The organism is Streptomyces sp. NPDC046876, assembly GCF_040645035.1.
GTDB lineage: Bacteria > Actinomycetota > Actinomycetes > Streptomycetales > Streptomycetaceae > Streptomyces.
Window position 1 is genome coordinate 1 of sequence record NZ_JBEYXK010000042.1, and the last position, 17,828, is coordinate 17,828.

General features: G+C 72.0%; 15 protein-coding genes and 1 pseudogene. 9 read left to right on the forward strand and 7 right to left on the reverse strand.

Annotation, left to right across the window (positions count from 1 at the left end; translation table 11 throughout):
- Positions 1-77 precede the first annotated feature (77 nt).
- Together ABZ924_RS21875 and aspA are read left to right on the forward strand one after the other, a co-directional pair.
- Positions 78-1,100 (forward strand): asparaginase, encoded by a 1,023-nt coding sequence (locus tag ABZ924_RS21875; RefSeq protein ID WP_361912164.1) that lies wholly within the window; start codon positions 78-80, stop codon positions 1,098-1,100.
- 72 nt (positions 1,101-1,172) lie between these two features.
- Positions 1,173-2,582 carry an aspartate ammonia-lyase gene (aspA, locus tag ABZ924_RS21880; RefSeq protein ID WP_361912167.1) on the forward strand — a complete coding sequence of 470 codons (1,410 nt, stop codon included), beginning with the start codon at positions 1,173-1,175 and terminating at the stop codon, positions 2,580-2,582.
- 240 nt (positions 2,583-2,822) lie between these two features.
- On the opposite strand, the pseudogene ABZ924_RS21885 reads toward aspA, so the two are convergent.
- Positions 2,823-2,968: pseudogene (locus ABZ924_RS21885) on the reverse strand (universal stress protein); the annotation flags it as partial.
- A gap of 723 nt (positions 2,969-3,691) precedes the next feature.
- Between ABZ924_RS21885 and ABZ924_RS21890 the strand changes: the two are divergent.
- Positions 3,692-4,207, forward strand: a complete 516-nt coding sequence (locus ABZ924_RS21890) for a hypothetical protein (protein WP_361912170.1) — start codon at positions 3,692-3,694, stop codon at positions 4,205-4,207.
- Between the two features lie 42 nt (positions 4,208-4,249).
- Entirely contained in the window at positions 4,250-4,759 is a 510-nt protein-coding gene (locus ABZ924_RS21895) for an EF-hand domain-containing protein (RefSeq protein WP_361912173.1), read from the forward strand.
- Positions 4,760-4,878: 119 nt separating this feature from the next.
- Here ABZ924_RS21895 and ABZ924_RS21900 read toward each other — a convergent pair whose 3' ends face one another.
- Both ABZ924_RS21900 and ABZ924_RS21905 read right to left on the reverse strand, forming a co-directional pair.
- On the reverse strand, positions 4,879-5,388 hold the full coding sequence (locus ABZ924_RS21900; RefSeq protein ID WP_361912176.1) for a universal stress protein: 510 nt from the start codon (positions 5,386-5,388) through the stop codon (positions 4,879-4,881).
- Between the two features lie 4 nt (positions 5,389-5,392).
- Positions 5,393-6,652, reverse strand: a complete 1,260-nt coding sequence (locus ABZ924_RS21905) for an SLC13 family permease (protein WP_361912179.1) — start codon at positions 6,650-6,652, stop codon at positions 5,393-5,395.
- 216 nt (positions 6,653-6,868) lie between these two features.
- Between ABZ924_RS21905 and ABZ924_RS21910 the strand changes: the two genes are divergently transcribed.
- Positions 6,869-7,477, forward strand: a complete 609-nt coding sequence (locus tag ABZ924_RS21910; RefSeq protein WP_361912182.1) for a GPP34 family phosphoprotein — start codon at positions 6,869-6,871, stop codon at positions 7,475-7,477.
- A 219-nt stretch (positions 7,478-7,696) separates the two neighbouring features.
- Here the strand turns inward: ABZ924_RS21910 and ABZ924_RS21915 are convergent, their stop codons facing one another.
- The 4 genes from ABZ924_RS21915 to ABZ924_RS21930 form a co-directional block, all read right to left on the reverse strand.
- Positions 7,697-9,412, reverse strand: a complete 1,716-nt coding sequence (locus ABZ924_RS21915) for an MFS transporter (RefSeq protein WP_361912184.1) — start codon at positions 9,410-9,412, stop codon at positions 7,697-7,699.
- Positions 9,413-9,453: 41 nt separating this feature from the next.
- Positions 9,454-9,816 (reverse strand): MarR family transcriptional regulator, encoded by a 363-nt coding sequence (locus ABZ924_RS21920; protein ID WP_361912302.1) that lies wholly within the window; start codon positions 9,814-9,816, stop codon positions 9,454-9,456.
- Between the two features lie 182 nt (positions 9,817-9,998).
- Complete coding sequence (locus ABZ924_RS21925; protein ID WP_361912187.1) at positions 9,999-12,902, reverse strand: M48 family metalloprotease; 2,904 nt, start codon at positions 12,900-12,902, stop codon at positions 9,999-10,001.
- Positions 12,899-13,408, reverse strand: coding sequence for a hypothetical protein (locus tag ABZ924_RS21930; RefSeq protein ID WP_361912190.1), 510 nt, complete (start codon positions 13,406-13,408; stop codon positions 12,899-12,901). The genes ABZ924_RS21925 and ABZ924_RS21930 overlap by 4 nt, the downstream gene beginning before the upstream one ends.
- Before the next feature lie 279 nt (positions 13,409-13,687).
- On the opposite strand from ABZ924_RS21930, the gene ABZ924_RS21935 reads away from it, so the two are divergent.
- From ABZ924_RS21935 to ABZ924_RS21950, 4 genes are all read left to right on the forward strand, one after another.
- Positions 13,688-14,701, forward strand: coding sequence for an SPFH domain-containing protein (locus ABZ924_RS21935; protein ID WP_361912193.1), 1,014 nt, complete (start codon positions 13,688-13,690; stop codon positions 14,699-14,701).
- Positions 14,698-15,597 carry a hypothetical protein gene (locus ABZ924_RS21940; protein ID WP_361912196.1) on the forward strand — a complete coding sequence of 300 codons (900 nt, stop codon included), beginning with the start codon at positions 14,698-14,700 and terminating at the stop codon, positions 15,595-15,597. The genes ABZ924_RS21935 and ABZ924_RS21940 overlap by 4 nt, the downstream gene beginning before the upstream one ends.
- Before the next feature lie 98 nt (positions 15,598-15,695).
- On the forward strand, positions 15,696-15,866 hold the full coding sequence (locus ABZ924_RS21945) for a hypothetical protein (protein WP_361912199.1): 171 nt from the start codon (positions 15,696-15,698) through the stop codon (positions 15,864-15,866).
- 1,040 nt (positions 15,867-16,906) lie between these two features.
- A complete protein-coding gene (locus ABZ924_RS21950) occupies positions 16,907-17,785 on the forward strand; it encodes an ATP-grasp domain-containing protein (RefSeq protein WP_361912202.1) in 879 nt (292 codons plus the stop codon).
- The last annotated feature ends 43 nt before the right edge of the window (positions 17,786-17,828 follow it).

The window sequence follows — 17,828 nt, forward strand, 5'->3', positions numbered from 1 at the left end:
CCCGCCCCGGTCACCTCGGGGCGGGCCCTCGCCCGGCCGGCCCGGTCAGCAGCAACCCACCACCGAACGAGGCAGTGATGCGCAGCCCTCTCCTCGCGGACGCTCCCGTGATCCGTGAGCCCCAGCATGCCCCCGTCGCCCACGTCACGCGGGGCGGTGTGATCGAGGGAGTCCACTACGGCTCCGTCGTCGTCCTCGGCAGCGGGGGCGGCGTCCGCTTGAGCATCGGCGACATCGAAGCCGCCTGCTACCCGCGCTCGGCCCTCAAACCGGTCCAGGCCGTCGCCATGGTCCGGGCCGGGCTGCCGCTCGACGGCGTCCTGCTCTCCCTCGCGATGGGCAGCCACTCCGCCGAGCAGCACCACCTCGCGGGCACCCGGATGATCCTGGAACTGGCCGGCCTCACCGAGGACGACCTGCGCAACGTCCCCGACCTGCCGTACGCCCCGGCCGTCCGGGACGCCTGGGTCCGCGAGGGCCGAGGGCCTTCCCGGCTCGCCCAGAACTGCTCCGGCAAGCACGCGGCGATGCTGTACCTGTGCAAGCTGTCCGGCTGGCCCCTGGAGACCTATCTCGACGCGGACCACCCGCTCCAGAGGATGATCGCCGAGGTCGTCGAGGAGCTCACCGGCCAGCACATCGCGAACGTCACCGTCGACGGCTGCGGATCCCCGCTGTTCGCGGTGTCCCTGCACGGCCTGGCCCGCGCCGCCGCCCGCATCGCCACAGCCGCGCCGGACACCGCCGAACACCGGGTCGCAGGCGCGCTGCGCGTCCATCCGGAGATGGCCTCCGGCACAGGCCGGGACACGGCCGAGCTGATGCGCGCGGTGCCCGGGCTGCTGGCCAAGGACGGCTTCGAGGGCGTCCAGGTCGCCGCGCTGCCCGACGGCCGGGCCATCGCCGTGAAGATCGCCGACGGGGCCGACAGGGCGCGTATCGCGGTGACGGCCGCCGCCCTCGCCTGTGCGGGAGTCGACCCCCGGCTGCTCGCCGGGTTCACAGTCGAGCCGGTGACCGGCGGCGGCCGGACCGTCGGCGGCATCCGCCCGGTGGCGGCCCTGAACCCGCCTGGCTCCCCTGCCACCGCGACCGCCTGACTCCCGCTTCCCCGCTTTCCCCTTTCCACACCCCTTCGATCCGCCCACCTCAGGAAGAGGACCCGCACACCCATGACCGCCTCCCGCCGCAGTGAACACGACCTGCTCGGAGACCGCGACGTCCCCGCCGACGCCTACTGGGGCGTCCACACCCTGCGCGCCACCGAGAACTTCCCCATCACCGGCACACCGATCTCCACCTACCCGCACCTGATCGATGCCCTCGCCGCCGTCAAGGAGGCCGCAGCCCTCGCCAACGCGGAACTCGGGCTGCTCAGCCCCGCGAAAGCGGCCGTGATCATCGCCGCCTGCCAGGAGATACGCGGCGGCAAGCTCCACGACCAGTTCGTCGTCGACGTCATCCAGGGCGGCGCCGGCACCTCGACCAACATGAACGCCAACGAGGTCATCGCCAACCGAGCGCTGGAGCTGCTGGGCCACACCAGGGGCGAGTACGGGCACCTGCACCCCAACGAGGACGTCAACCTCGGCCAGTCCACCAACGACGTCTACCCCACCGCCGTACGGATCGCGACCGTCTTTGCGGTGCGCGGCCTGCTCGACGCCATGGCCGTCCTGCAGAACGCCTTCGCCCGCAAGGCCGCCGAGTTCCACGACGTGTTGAAGATGGGCCGCACCCAGCTCCAGGACGCCGTGCCGATGACGCTCGGACAGGAGTTCTCCGCCTTCGCCGTCATGCTGGACGAGGACCGCAGCCGGCTCGCGGAGGCCCTCGGGCTCATCCACGAGATCAACCTCGGCGCCACCGCCATCGGCACCGGCCTCAACGCCCCGGCCGGATACGCCGAGGCGGCCCGCCGCCACCTCGCCGACATCACCGGCCTCCCCCTGGTCACCGCTGCCGACCTGGTCGAAGCCACCCAGGACTGCGGCGCCTTCGTCCAGATGTCCGGCGTCCTCAAGCGCATCGCCGTCAAGCTGTCCAAGACCTGCAACGACCTGCGCCTGCTGTCCTCCGGGCCCCGCGCCGGACTCGGCGAGATCAACCTGCCGCCGGTCCAGGCAGGCTCCAGCATCATGCCCGGCAAGGTCAACCCGGTGATCCCGGAGGTCGTCAACCAGGTCGCCTTCGAGGTGATCGGCAACGACATCACCATCACCATGGCCGCCGAAGCCGGACAGCTCCAGCTCAACGCCTTCGAGCCGGTCATCCTGCACTCGCTGTCGAAGTCCGTCACCCACCTGCGCGCAGCCTGCCTGACCCTCGCGGAACGCTGCGTGAACGGCATCACCGCCAACACCGAGATGCTGCGCGCCACCGTCGAGAACTCCATCGGCCTGGTGACCGCCCTCAACCCGCACATCGGATACACCGCCGCCACCGACATCGCCAAGGAGGCCCTCGCCACCGGCCGGGGTGTGGCCGAACTCGTCCTGGAACGGGGCCTGCTGCCGGCCGAACAACTCACCGCCCTGCTGCGGCCCGAGATGATCGCGGGCACCGGCCCGGCCCGTACCTGACGCTGACCGGCCGGGCGGGTGCCCCGGAGCGCAGCACCGCGGACCGCCGCGGGCGGGAACGGCCTGCCGGGGGGCTGGCCGTGGTGCCTGCCGTTGACGGATCCCATGGTGCCGGGCGGCGGTGTACACGCCGGGCCCGACCGGCGCCACGCCCGTACCCGGCGCAAGCCCGGAGACCCTCGCGCCTGCCGCCGACACCGCCACACCGTCCAGGGCATCGTTGCCCTGCTGTCCGCATCCCGGCGCGCTCTGCGGCCAGACGAGCAGGACCGGACAGGGGGCGTGGTCGACGATGAAACGGCTTGCGGGCCCGAGGCGGCGGGGCCGAGGCGGGTGCGGTCGCCGTCGCGGGCGCGGACGAGCAGGTCGGCGCCTTCGGCCGCGGCTGCGCGGGCCAGGTCGTCCACCTGCGTGCCGGGCCGCGATCGGGCCCGGGCCCGGCCCAGCGGCCCGGCACGCAGCGGCGTGTAGTCGGCCAACGCGGTCTTCGGCTGCGGCGGGAGGCATCGGGCGCCGGCTCCTGCGCTGGTACCCGGCCGCCTCCGCAGAGCGATCAGCTGTTGACGTCACGGTGGTTGAAGCGCAGCACGCCCATTGCCACAAGCACAGCCGACTCTCGGCCAGGCCGGCGCCGTCGCCCCACCGGAAGCGCTTCGCCCACGTCCAGCTGGCCACGCTGTCGGTGGTCATGTTGACACCGCCGTAGCGGAGGCGGCTGCCGGCGGCTCCGAAAGTCTTGTTGCCGACCGCGCCGTCGGCTTGCGAAGAGCCGAGTTTGCGGGCCTGCCACGTCCGGGTGGCGGCATCCGTCTTGGGCCCGAACCGACAGCCAATGTCGGTCGCGGACAGCAGCCCGTCCGCCCCCCGCACCGACTGCCCAGCGCGTGGTGCCACAGCCGCTACGTGACTTGTCCGTACGCCGCCGGTACTGCGAGAACTCGACCAGCGGCTGGTGAAGGAGGCCGGCGTGGTGCTGGCCGGCCCGCCTCTGTCGCGCCCCGCCCACCATCCGAGTGAATCCCCGACCGAGGAGACCCGTTTCGATCTCGCCGGTGCCACGATCGGCAGATGTGCCGTTTCGTTCCTTTCGAGCAGAGAGAACTCTCCCCGTGCGCCTCCCCTTCCTCGTCCACGTCGTGACCGCCGGCTGCGCTGCCGCTGCCCTGCTGTCGGCCGGACCGGCTGCCGTCGCGGTGTCGGCCCCCGTGCTGCCGGTGGAATGCTCCGGTACCTCCGAGATCGAGTCCGACGGACTCAAAGACCAGCCGACGCCACAGACGTACAAGGGAACACGGAGCTATGTCTGCTCGGGGGGTGACCTCCTTGCTCCGACCGCGGTCGAGTCGGTGGTCGACGGAACGGCCAACAGCAGCTGCACCAAGCTGAGCGCCACCACCCGCGAGACGTTGACCTGGCCTGACGGGACGACCAGCGAGATCGAGATCCCCATCGAGGTGGCCATCGAGCCGGGCAAGGTCGACCTCCGTGTGACCGGCACCGTCATGAAGGGCAAGTACGCCGGTGCCGGCGTCACCAGCACGATCCCGATGCCCCATTGCGGCCTGCCCGCCAAGGTCGCGGGCCCAGCCGCCATGACCATCACGCCGACCGCACCAGTCGCTTGAGTTCGAGCCCAGAAACTCACCACGCACAGAGAGACTGCCCCGATGGCTGACCCGCAGGTCGTAGAAGCCCCGAAGGCGCGCGTCTTCGCCATGCTGGACATGGACGGAGACGGAGTCGCCTCCCGGCACGACTACTTCGTCCGGATCGAACGGGCGGTGAAGGCGTCCGGACGCGCCGACGACGACCCGCTCGTCCTTGCCGCCTACGCCAAGGGGGAGCGGGCCTGGGCGGCCATGGACGCCAACGACGACGGCATCATGACGTTCGACGAGTACGCGGACTGGGTGGACGCCGAGAAGTTCGACACCATCTGCAAGTACGCGCTCAGCGCACTGTTCGACCTCGCTGACGCAGACCAGGACAACCACCTGAACCGGTCCGAGTTCACGATGCTGCGCGAAGCACTGGGCAACCAGGTCGGCAAGTCCGATGCCGCTTTTGCCGCGCTGGACACCGACAAGGACGGTCGTGTCCGCCGCGACGAGTACCTGGCAGCGATCCGCGCCTACGTCACGGGCGAAGGGTCACCGATGGGCGAAGCCCTGTACTGAGGACTGTTTCTCCGCCGTCAGCCGGTCCGGCCGGATGCGAGGCCGCTCCGCCGAGGGAACGGCCTGAGCGTTCGCCTGGTCGACCACCTCCGCCGGGCGGCCGATGCACGGGGGCGGCGCTACCGGTGGTGCGGCGGGCCGGGCGGGTGTGGTGGTGGGGGCGGGATGGTGGCGATGCCGGGTGCGGTTTCGGGCCACACCAGCAGGACGGGGCAGGGAGCGTGGTCGACGATGAAGCGGCTGGCGTGGCCGAGGCTGCGGGGGCCGAGGTGGGTGCGGTCACCGTCGCGGGCGAGGATGAGCAGGTCGGCGCCGTCGGCTGCGGCGACGACTTCCCGCTCGACGCGGCCCGTGCGCTCCCGCCGGGTGCACGGGCGGCCCAGCCGCTGAGCGGCGTCGGTGAGGAGCTGGTCGGCGGAGGCGGCGGCCAGGTGCTCCAGCCGTGTGCCGGGGTCGCGTTCGGGGTGGCCGCGGCCGAGCAGCCCCGCGAACGCGCCGTGCGCCGCACCCGGGATGTCGGCCGGGGTGACGTGGAGCAGGACGATGTCCGCGTCCTCGGGAGCGTGGGCGCGCGCGGCGTCCACGCAGGCGGGCCAGGTGCCCTCGACGATCCAGACCACGACGGCCATCCGGTCAGCCTCCTCCGATGGTTGCCAGTGAGACCCACAGTGCCAGCACCGCGGCGCCCAGGCTGGCCGGTACGGCATACAGGCCGAGCCGGGTGAACTCCTTCAGCTCCACCTCGGCGTCGTGGGCGTGGACGATGCGCCGCCACAACAGGGTGGCCAGCGAGCCGGCGTAGGTGAGGTTCGGCCCGATGTTCACCCCGAGCAGCACCGCGAGAACGGCGCCGGGCCCGGACGGGGCGGTCAGCGGCAGCAGCACCAGCACCGCGGGCAGGTTGTTGATCACGTTGGCCAGCACGGCGGCCAGGACCGCGAGGCTCAGCAGGGCGGGCAGGCCGGTGCCGTCCGGGACGAGCTGCCCGAGGGTGGTGTCGAGTCCGTTGTCGACGACGGCGCGGACCACGATGCCCAGGGCCAGGACGAAGGCGAGGAACGGCACCGCGCTCGCGCGCAGGATGGCCACAGGCGTGGTGCGGCGTCGGGCCAGGGCCCGGAGGGCGAGGACGGCGGCGCCCGCGAACGCTGCCCAGGCCGGGTTGATCCCGACCGCGGATGTCACAACGAACCCGGCCAGCGTGCACGCCACGGTGGCCAGCGCGAACACCGGCACCTCGCGCGGTTCGGCGGTGGCCGGGGCCGTGGCGCCGGCGTCCAGGTCGGTGGCGAAGAACCGGCGGAAGACGACGTACTCGACGCCGATGGCCACCAGCCAGGGCAGGGCCATCAGGACGGCGAACCGGGTGAAGCTCAGCCCGCTGGCCGCGAACGCCAGCAGGTTGGTCAGGTTGGAGACCGGCAGCAGCAACGACGCGGTGTTCGACAGATGGGTGCAGGCATACACGTGCGGCCGGGACCGGGCTCCCAGCCGAGCGGCGGTGGCGAACACCACGGGAGTCAGCAGCACGATGGTGGCGTCCAGGCTGAGCACCGCGGTGATCACCGAGGCGAGGGCAAAGACCTGTACCAGCAGGCGGCGCGGCCGTTGCGCCGCGGTGCGTGCCATCCATGCCCCGCACGCGTGGAACAAGCCCTCGTCGTCGCACAGCTGGGCCAGGACCAGCACAGCGGCCAGGAACCCGATCACCGGCCCCAGCCGGGCGGCCTCGTCGGCCGCGTGGGCCGGCGAGATCGCCCCGGTGGCGATGACGACACCGGCAGCCGGGACCGCGACGACGGCCTCCGGCCAGCCGAACGGGCGGATGACCGCGCATGCCAGCACGACCACAAGAAGAACGGCGGAGAGAACCTCCGCCAGCGCAGTACTCATCACGCTATCTTCTCCGGCCGGGCGGTTCGGCGACCGGGGAGGTCGGCCGGACTGACAACCAACCGCTGCCACCACACCACCCATTCGCACTACACGCGCCACCTCCTGGTGCTGCGCGGGCCCGGCCGTGCGGTGGACGGGCAGCGGTTGAGCGAAGCTTGACCCGCAGCCCGCCCCGCGGCGGGACGGGTGCCGCCGACGACAAGGGAGCCGTACATGACCACGGCAAAAGACCTGTTCACCATTGCCCTGGAGCCCCATCCCGAGCACTCCGTGGGGCAGGGTGACCTGTCCCTGTCCCTCGCGGGCGCCGAACTGCTCGACCTCCTCCGTGCGCAGGCCATCGACCTGGACGGCGATCTCATCGTGCCGGGCTCGCAGCCGATCCTGGACGACCGGCTGCTCGGCGCGGCGGCTTCGGCACTCGTTCGGCAGATGCCGTACGAACACGTCGAGGACTGGCTGTGGCGCAGGGGCCGTGACCTGGCAGCGGCCTACCAGGCCGCGTTCGAGGAGGACGGCCTGCTGGCGCGTGCGCGGCGCGGCCGCCTGAACTTCGGGGCCGATCGCATGGAGCTCGTCGACACGCCCGCCCGGCGTCTTGCGCAGAGCCGTTGGGAGGAGGACGAGCCCGTCCTCAGGGCCCTCGCCTCGGCCATCGGCATCCGCCGCAGCGAAGTCCCCGAGAACGATGCCGGCCCGGACGACGAAGCGGTGACGACCGTGCTGGCCGCCGTCAACGATGCGGTGACGGAACTGGAAGCCGTACGCCAGCGGCGCTCCATCGAGAACGCGGCCTTCGCCAACGTGTGGCGGTTTCCGTAGGCACCGCGCCACTCAGGCAGCATCGCGCCTCCCGGTCGCCGAGTCGAACTGGTCACGCGGCCCCGGCGAGAAGCCCTCCACGGCGTTCTGCAGCCGCGCAGGTGCCGGGCGCCCCGCCACCTGCCCCCGCAGGCTGTGCTCCCGTGCGCGGGAGCACAGCCTCAGTGGGTGTCAGGCATGGCGTCGGTGCATCACGTACAGCTTGTTGTCGTGCCGGTGTCAGTCGATGCCTTCGACGATGCGGAAGTCGCGCTCGACGCCGTCGGAGAGGACGGCCAGCGCCTCCTGGTAGGCCGCACTCTCGCGCACCGCGACGGCCTGCTCGAAGCTGTCGAACTCGACCAGGACGGTGCGCTCGGCGATTCCGGCGTCATGCGCCACGACCCGGCCGCCACGGGCGAAGGTCCGGCCGCCCCCGGCCTTGACGGCCGCAGCGGCCAGCACGTTGTAAGCAGCAAGCTTCTCAGGGTCTGAAATGGTGCGGTAGACGCTGACCCAGTAGCCCTTGGGCATGGAACCTCCAGTGTGGGGATGAGTGGATCTGACGTACGGGTTGGTCTCGGACGAGCGGCGGCGGGCGAGAGCGAGGCTGGTCAGCGTCGTGATCGCCATGGCGCCGATGCCTGCCAGCGCCGCGGTGGTGTAGGCGCTGTCGTCGGGGAAGAGGTGGCCGGGACCGGTGCCCGCGGCGAGGATCAGGCCGCCGATGGCGCTGCCCAGGGAGTACCCGACGCTGCGGACGACGTAGTTGAAGCTCATGGCGCTCGACGTCTCGCTCTTGGGGGTGACGGCCAGGATGACGCCGGGCATCGCGGCCGAGAAGCCGCCGACGCCGAAGCCGAGCACGCCCATCGCCGCGAACAGCTCGGCCGGGTCCGACCGGGCCGCCGCGAACAGGGCGAACCCGCCGCCGACCACGACGGCGCTGCCGGCCAGGAGCAGGGGGTCGGGGATCCGCATCCGGACCCGCGGCGTGAGCTTGCCGGCGACGAACCCCAGCACCGAGAACGGGATGAGGACCAGCCCGGCGACGAAGGTCGTCAGCCCGAAGCCGTAGCCGGCGCCAGGCGGTGTCTGCGCGTACCGGGTGATGAGCGTGAGCAGGAGGTACATGCCGATCCCGCCGACGAACATGGCCAGGTTCGCCCCGGCGACCGCCGGGTGCCGAACCGCACGCACATCGACCAGGGGCGTCGTACTGCGCAGCTCGATGACGGCCCAGACGCAGAGCAGCACCACCGCGACGACGGCGAGGCCCGCCGCCACGGCGAGGTGCCGACTCCACAGATTCCGTTCGCCGGCGAGGAACAGCACCAGGAGCAGGGCAGCGGCCAGGACGACCGCGCCTGCCACGTCCACGTGGGCGGAGCGGCCTTCGGGGGCTTCGGGCACGGAGCGCCACGCGGTCAGGAGGGCGGCGGCGGTGACGACCAGGCCGAGGCCGTAGGCGGCCCGTACCCCGCCGAGCTCGGCGAGCAGTGCGGCCAGCGGGTAGCCGACGCCGGCCCCGATGATCGAGACCACCGAGATCAGGGCGATCACGGCCGCGCTGCGCTCCTCGGGGAGGTGGTCCCGGGCCACGCCCATCATCAGCGCCGTCAGCCCGAGCCCGACGCCCTGGGCCGCCCTGCCGGCCAGCAGCCAGGCGAACGGCAGCGGCAGCACGGTGAGCGCGCTGCCGGCGACGACGACCGCCAGCGTGGCGAGGATCGCGGCCCGCCGGTGCGGGCCGGCTCCGAGCCGGCCCAGGACCGGCGTGGCGACGGCGCCGCTGAGCAGCGCGACGGTCAGCGTCCACTGCGCGCTGCCGAGCGAGACGTGGAACGAGGTCGCCACGCTGGTGATGAGCGGCGTCCCGAGGCTGGCGACCGCCGCCACGACCAGAGCGATGAACATCAGGGCGGGGACCAGCAGCCGCGCCTCGGAACGCGCCACCGGGAACGCCTTCACCGCGGCCCCGCCGACCGGCCGCCCGGTCACTGCTTCGGCCCTTCGCGGTCCTGGCTTTCGAGCTCTGCCAGATGCTTCAGCGCCGGAAGGGCCGCCACCAGCGCCTCGACCTCGTCGCCGGTGAGCTCGCCGATCAACCGCTCGAACGCGTGGACGCCCGCCTGGCGCCGCGTCCGGACATAGGAGGCGCCGGCCTCGGTCAGGCACACCAGCGTGACCCGCTTGTCGGACGCGTCGCCCCGCCGCTCGACCAGGCCGGACTCCTCCAGCACCCGGACCAGGGCGGTCATCGCGGGCTGGGTGACGCCCTCGACCGCGGCCAGATCGGTGATGCGCCGCGGGCCGGTCCGGTCCAGGGTGGCCAGGGTGGCGGCGGACGTCAGGCTCATGTCCCGGGGCAGGCGTCTCGCGGCCCTGGTGGCCAGGCCGTAGAGGGCTGCCCCGATGGCGGCGGACGCGCCGGGAGCGGCGTCGTGACGACTCATGCCCGAAGCATAGCATTTTTATATTCATAGTTTATGGAAATGGCTTCGCCCGCAGCGGCTCCAGCGCCGACGCCGTGACGACCAAGTCAGGAGGCCTGGTAGCCCGCCTTCGTCAGGATGTCGGTGATGGTGTTGGTTGCGCTGGTGGCGTAGGAACCGGCCACGTCCAGGTCGAACCTGGCGGCCGCGAGGCCGATGAAGGCGTTGGCGTCAAAGGGTTGCCGGTCCACGGCTGACAGGCACTTGCGACTGCCGTCGCGGGCGAATCGGCCGAACTCGTGCCAGTCGGCCTGGACCCCGGCGTCCGGGACCCGGAAGTAGTACCCGTCTTCCCAGGCAGCGAGCGTCCCGAGCTGTACGCACAGCGAGCGGATCCGGGCGAGCGCCGGGGCATACGCCGCCGGCTCCGCGTCGTAGTCGACCTCCAGCGTTCTCAGCTGGTTGCCGGCCGCAATGGCGTTGCCCAGCAGGTATCGCCCGCCGTGCCGGTACCAGGCGCGGACCTGCCGGGCCCGCGTCTGCGGTGACGTGGGGGGCGGTGCGTCGCCGAGCAGCTGCTGGAAGTTCCGTTGCCCTTCGGCGTAGTTCGGAAGGGACGTCTGGTATTTCGCCATGGTGAGCGGCTCCGCGACGGCGAGCGTGAGCACCAGCGCCGTCGGCAGGCCCACTGCGGACCACCGGGCGATGCGCCGCCTCTCGGAGGGGCGCCGGCGTTCTGCGGGTGGGGGCTGCACCCGCCGTCGCAGTACCGCCGACACCACGGCCGGCAGGGGGGTTGCCAGGACTGCCACCAGGGCGGCGAGCAGGAGGGTGATGTTGACGAAGGCGACCAGGTTTCCGTCCGGAAGCGCCTGCCATGCAGGGCGCCAGCCGCAGTCGGTGTTCCACACGCTCAGTGGTGCCGCGCACCCGTCGACGGACATCAGCACCACCGTGCCCGCGAGGCCGAGCGTCGCTGCCGTTTGGGTTGCGATCAACGTGACGAGGAGGTGTCGGCTGCGGCTGGCCCACATGGCGGTGACGGTCAGTGTTCCGGCGAGCGCCACGAACGCGAAGGCCAGGTACCGCAGTCCCTCGATCCCGTTGCCCGGTGCCGGCCCGGCCTGTCCGGTGTGCAGGTACACCAGGACGCCTGCGACCGCGAGCCAGCATCCCGTTCCGCCGATCAGCCCCGGCCCCAGTGCCCGGCGTAGCGGTGGCGGCGTCTCCCACCGGGCGGTGGACGGTTCGCCGTCGAGCCGGGCACGGGTCAACCAGCGGGGGCGGTCGACGGTCGGCCCCAAGGCCAGGGCCAGAGCCGGAAGGAGCCAGGTTGCCCCGGCGGCGGCGGTGAACAGGGGTGAGCCCACCGAGGTCAGGAGCAGGGGAACCACCGCGGCGGTGGCTGCCACGGCGGGGTGCCCCGTGTCCGTGACGCCGGGAAACATCCGCAGGACCGCCTGGCGCGAGCCGGTGGTGCCTGCCGTTTGCCAGAACAGCCCGTAGATTCCCTGGGTCGTCTGCCAGGTGAACCAGACCGATGCAACGATGAAGCCGGCGGCCAGGCACAGCACAAGGGCCGGGCGTAGGGACCTGCCGCGCCAGGTTCCGGCCCACAGGCGGGCGCATCCGGTGACCCAGACGGTGAAGGCGATGCCGGCGGCCACGAGCAGCAGCAGCCCCGTCAGGCCACCGATCCACCACTGCGACGCACCGGCGCCGAACCCGACGACCAGCGCGCCGGAACCGAGGCCGGCACCCAGCCAGAGTCCGGTGCGCACCCCGGAGGGCGCCGGGCGGCCCGTCACCACCGCGTAGGCCACCGACCGCCAGAGTGCGGTTCCGATCACGCCGCACACCAGGAGGGCGGGAACGAACGCCGCCCCCTGCGATATCCAGGCGCTCAGCCGGCGGTACGTGGCGAGGTAGGTCAAGAGGTGGCTGTGGATCAGCACCGCGCTCGCACCGGTCAGAAGGACGGGCAGCGGCCGGAGCCCGAAGAGCGGGGAGGGATCGGCCAGCGCGGACCGGCGCAACTGTGCCCGCGGGTGCGTGCTCCACTGCTCCCTCAGAGAGTCGGCGACGGAGCGCAGTCCCCGGGGGGAGGGCACTGCGGTGATGGAGCGGTGCAGGTCCGCGCCCCAGCGGGCCGCCGCGAGGTCCGCGTGGATCTCCCGGGCGCGCAGCACGTCGGCCCGTGCAAGGTGGACGAGGGCGACCAGGAGGAGGGGAAGCAGGAGCGTCCGGATCTGGTACGGAGCAGTGGCCTGCCAGGTGGGAGGGTCGAAGGCGCTGAACTGAAAGGCCGACCAGAGCAGGTAGGGCAGCAGGACCAGCGCGCAAAAGATCCGCCACAGTGCGACGGTGCCATAGGTGACGGTGACGTCCCGGTTGGCTATGTGGGCGAGTTCGTGCAGCAGGACGGTCCGCACGTGCCCGGGGTCGGTGCCGCGGCAGGCGAGCAGGCCGCCGTGCAGGCTGATGACCGGTCGGCGATTGCGGCCGAAGACCACCGCGCCCGCCGTGGGAGCGGCCCGGTCGACGACGACCCGGGGCACCCTGGCCAGCCCTGCCGCCCCGGCCGCCTCCTCGACCAGTTGCAGGACGGACCCGTCCGGGTCGAGGGTGTGCAGGGGGACGAGGCGCCGTCGGCGGATCTTCCAGGCCGGCAGCAGGAGGAAGAGCAGCGCGGCCGCGACCATGAGCAGCACCGGCAGGACGGCGATCTGCCACCAGGGCGGCAGAGGCGCCAACTGGTCCATGCACGCCCAGAACGGAATCCACTGGGCAGCCAGGCGGGTCACTGCGGCTGCATCTCCGGCCCGGTTCGGATCGAGCCCGGCGGCGAGCAGGCAGTCGACGCCGTCGGCGGCGTGCAGGGTCCGCACGACCGGCAGGACCATCGCACCGCTGGCAGCCAACATCAGAACGACCAGCATGGCGAAGCGGACGGTCGTACCCGCACCCAAGGCCCGCTCGTCGATGCACGGCCGGGTGGAAGCGGCGTTCACCGCGGGTCGCCACCGGCCGGTTCGCCCGCCTCCCCCTGGTCTTCCGGAGGCGCGGAGACCGGTTGCGCCAGTACCGACGCCGCGACCACGGCATCGGCGAGCTCTGCTGCGCGTTCGGCGGTGAACCCCCGCCGGGTGGCTGCCTCGACAACGAGCTTGTGCACCTCGGCCAATTGGGCCCGGTCCAGCGGCGGCAGAACGGCCGGCGGCAGTGGCCGGCGAAAGAGCCGCCGCAACCAACCGCCCGAGCGTCGGCCGGCCCGCTCGACGGCCGCGCCGACGACGGCCGCGGACACCTGGTCGAGCACCAGCCACACCACCGGTGTGACCAACGCGGCCACCTCGGTCGCACCGAACCCCAGCGGATCTCGCCGGCCCCCGCCCGACAGACGCCGGACCACCGAGGCGTCATCGAGCGCCAGCAGCCCGTCCACCATCACGACCTCGTTCGGCGCCACCTCCTCCACCACGTCACGGACGATGTCCCGCACGCGGCGTCCGCTCACCGGCACCCCTGTCAAATCCATCCAAGCCCCCCTGACAGCTCGCCCAGAACCGGCATTCAAGATGACATGACCGCGACCGGCTCCGCCATGCCACCGGGCTACGCCGCTCGGGCGGGGCGCGGCGCCAGCAGAGGGGGGTGACGCTCCGGAAGTTCCGGCCTGACGCTTCGAGGTGTTCCGAGGTTCGACCGGGACAGGGCGGACTTCTTTTCGTCCTCTTGACGATATGACTGGTGCTCGTTATCGTCACAACGACGAAATGAAGGGGGTTTGCTTGCCATGGCCGACATCACCCGGCGCTTCGGCTGGCGTCATCTGCGCTCCGCGCCCACCGCTCACGTCCGCCACCACAAGCGCGGCCGGCTCGTCCACGACGGCCGGGGGCTCAGCTTCTGGTACCGGTCACTGTCGGCGGCGCTGTCCGAAGTCCCGGTCGGCGACCGGGAGCTGGCCATGGCCTTCCACGCCCGTACGGCCGACTTCCAGGACGTCACCGTGCAGGCCACCGTCACCTACCGGATCAGCGACCCGGCCGAGGCGGCGGACCGGCTCGACTTCTCCGTCGACCCGGACACCGGAAGCTGGCGCGGCGCCCCGTTGGAGCAGATCGCCACTCTCCTCACCGAGACCGCACAGCAGCACACACTGGATGTACTGGCCCGGACCCCGCTGGCCGTCGCCCTGGTGGATGGCGTCACCTCCGTACGGCAGCGGGTCACCGACGGTCTCGCCGCCGAGCCCAGGCTCCCGGCCACAGGCATCGACGTGGTGGCCGTGCGCGTCGTGGCGATCCGTCCCGAGGCCGAGGTGGAGCGCGCCCTGCGCACCCCGGCCCGCGAGCAGATCCAGCAGGAGGCGGACCGGGCCACATACGAACGGCGTGCCGTTGCCGTCGAGCGCGAGCGTGCCATCGCAGAGAACGAGCTTGCCAGTCAGATCGAACTGGCCCGTCGCGAAGAGCGGTTGGTCGAGCAGCGCGGTATCAACGCCCGCCGCGAGGCGGAGGAGAACGCGGCGGCGGACGCCGTTCGGACCGAGGCCGAGGCGGCCCGCAAGGTCTCCCTGGCCCGCGCGGACGCCGAAGCGGTGCGCGAGACGGGCGCGGCACGCGCCCAGGCCCAGGCCGCCTGGCTGCGGGTACACGGCGAAGCCGACCCGGGCACGCTGCGCGCCATGGCGGCGGCCCGGCTGGCGGAGAACCTGCCGCGGATCGAGAGCATCACGCTCTCCCCGGACGTGCTCACCGGGCTCCTCACCCGGCTCGGGCGTCCCGAGGGCGGAGCCGGCGCGTGAGCCTGGCCCCGCGGGCCGTGCTCGTGCACCGCAGGACCGAGTACGAGGAACTCCTCACCCGGCACGGGACGCACGGGCAGGCCGCCTTCTTCCTCTCCAGCCGGGGCCGCTCGATCGACGAGTTGGTCCGCCGCCACGACCGCGTGCAACAGGCACTGCGGGAAGTGGCGGCGGCGGTGCCGCTCACCTGGCGCAGCTCCCGGGTGGAGCGGGCGGACCTGGACCGCTTCCTGTTCGCCCCGCAGGACGTGGTGGTCGTGGTCGGCCAGGACGGCTTGGTCGCCAACACCGCGAAGTACCTGTGCGGGCAGCCCGTCGTGGGCATCGACACCGACCCGGGGCGCAACGCGGGAATCCTGGTCCGTCACCGCTGCGACGACGCGGCCGCCCTGCTGCGCGCCGCGATCGCCGCCGGGGGGCGGGCGGACGAGCTGACCATGGTCGAGGCCGTCGCCGACGACACCCAGCGCATTCTGGCGCTGAACGAGATCTACCTGGGCCCGCCCGGCCACCAGACGGCCCGCTACCGCCTGGGCCCGGACGCGGAGAACGGCCCGGGCGAGGCTCAGGCATCCTCCGGAGTGCTGGTGGGCACCGGCACGGGCGCCACCGGCTGGCTGCGCTCCCTGTGGCTGGAGCGCGGCAGCACCACGGAGCTGCCTACACCGTGCGACCCGCGGCTCCTGTGGTTCGTACGCGAAGCCTGGCCCTCGCCCGCGACCGGAACGACGAGGGTCGCCGGTGAGCTCGGGCGGGGGCAGAAACTGCGCCTGACCGTGGAGTCGGACCGGATCGTGGTCTTCGGAGACGGAATGGAGGCCGACGCCCTGGAACTGACCTGGGGCCAGAGCGTACGCGTGGGCATTGCCGGAACGTCGCTGCGCCTGGTGACGTGAACACGCGCCTTGTGCGCCCGAGCCACCCGTGCCAGTAGCGCGCCCAGTCACTCGACCTCCAGCGGCTGGCGGCGGGCATGTGCGCGGGCGGCACTCGGATGGCGGACGCCGAAGAGTCGGCTCCGGGTGCCGTGCCCATGCAGTTCACCCTCTACAAGGACGGGGACCTCCGTCCCCCGGTGAGAGCCGGGCTCGCGGCCAAGGACGGCCTGTTTTACCCGGAGCCGTTCAAGCACGACGACAGCAAAGACCGCTCCAGCTGCGCGTGATCGCGAGCCGCGCCGGCGCGGCACCGCCCGGGCCGCGCCCCCGGGGGTTGCGGTTACGGCGCCGTCGGTGTTTCCGGTCGTGCCAGGTGATAGCCCAGGAGGTTGCGACGTGCTCGACCGCCTGCCCCCTACGCACGGTTCGGATCAGGCCTGCTCGCCGTAACACCGCGGCATGCCGACTTGCTGCCGCGTTCGACACGCCGAGCAGCGATGCCAGTTGCCGCCCGCTGACCCTGCCGGACGTGACGATGCACTCCAGCGCTGCCGCTCTGCCGGCGCCCAGCAGGGATCGGAGCGCCGCTTCTCGGCCTGGCTCGGTTCGTGCAGCGGGACCCGCGGGGATCCGGATGGTCAGGTGATCACCGGCCGGCTCGGCCAGAGTGACGTGCGGGCTGAGGGCGACTGGCTGGATCTGAAGCAAGTCGCTGGTCGAGTTCGAGGTCCGCCTCGAAGGACGTCGGCAGTTCCAGAATGCCGCGACGGAGCCGGATGCCGTGTCCGAGCTGCCGGAGCAGCGCCGAGGCTCCGCCGGTGACGTACCGGTGGGACAGGCCTACGGTCCTGGATGCGACCGCAGACCGGATGCCCGGACGCTGTGGCTCCACGGCGGTGCTGCGCAGCTTTGCTGTCCGGGAAACCCGGGTTTCTCACGCAGGCCCTGCTCTCCTTCCCGGCCGCGGGCGTCGTCGTCCATACGAACGGCGAGCAGGGGCCACGCCCGGGTGCTCACCAACAGGGCCGTCTCCCCCACGGACGCCCGCACCCGCACGGACGGCCGCACCCGCGCGGCCGCCATCGTGGCAGCCGAGAGGCCTCCCTTGACGGTGCTCTCGGTCGAGAAGCCGCAAGGTGCGTCCCCTGCCCTTCTCGGCAAGCCCGCCGCATTTGCCGGCTTCACACTGGAGCCGACGCGGACAGTGGGTGTCCTGGAAGATCGCCGCCCAGCTGAAACGGGCCCGCCCTTCGGGCTCGTGGATACCGGCTGGAGCAGGCGCGGAATCCTGTGGCCCGAGAGCCGGAGGTTGCGTAGCGTGGCGGTCATGCCGATGCCCGTCCTGTACTGCCGTGATGCGCTCAACCCTCGACGCGTGGACGAACACTTCGCGCCGGAAGCTCGGGAGGTCCGCGCCTGTGGCGGGGCGGTGGCGCTGATCGACCACGACGCACTGTTGCAGGGCGACGCGCAGCAGGCAGTCGCGCAGGTTCCGGCTGGGCTGGGGCGTGCGTGGTACCGGGGCTGGATGATTCCAAGCGATCGATACGCCGCGTTGGCTGAGGCCCTGAACCGGCGCGGCACCGAGCTGCTCGTGACACCGCAGCAGTACCGGACCGCTCACGAACTGCCCGGGTGGCATGCCACGTTTGCCGACATCACGCCGGCGAGCGTGTGGCGTCCTACGAAGCCCGGTGAGATGGTGACCGCCGACGACCTGGCGGCTCTCGCCGAGCCCCTGCCGCCAGGCGCGGGCATCGTGAAGGACTACGTCAAATCGCGCAAGCACGAGTGGGAGCAGGCGTGCTTCATACCCGATCTCGCCGACGCCGTAGGGCTGACGCGGGTCGTGCGGCGTTTCGTAGAGCTGCAGGAGGAGCTCCTGGCCGGCGGGATCGTTCTCCGCGCCTTCGAGGCGTTCTCGCGCCCTGAGTCCGTCGCGGCTGAAGTGCGCGTCTGGTGGCTCGACGGTGAGCCCAGGCTGCTGACACCCCATCCGGACAGTCCGTTCGGGCGCGGGCTGGTGCCGGATCTCGATCACATCGGGCCGGCGGTGCGGCGCCTGGGATGCCGGTTCGTCACAACCGACGTGGCCCTTCGCACGGACGGGGTATGGCGTGTCGTCGAAGTCGGTGACGGCCAAGTGAGCGATCTGCACCAGTCAAGCAGCCGAGCCGAACTGGCCGCACTGCTGGTCGGTTCGTAGGACGAACAGCAGGCGAGCTTGTGACCGCCCGGCCGGCCGCCTC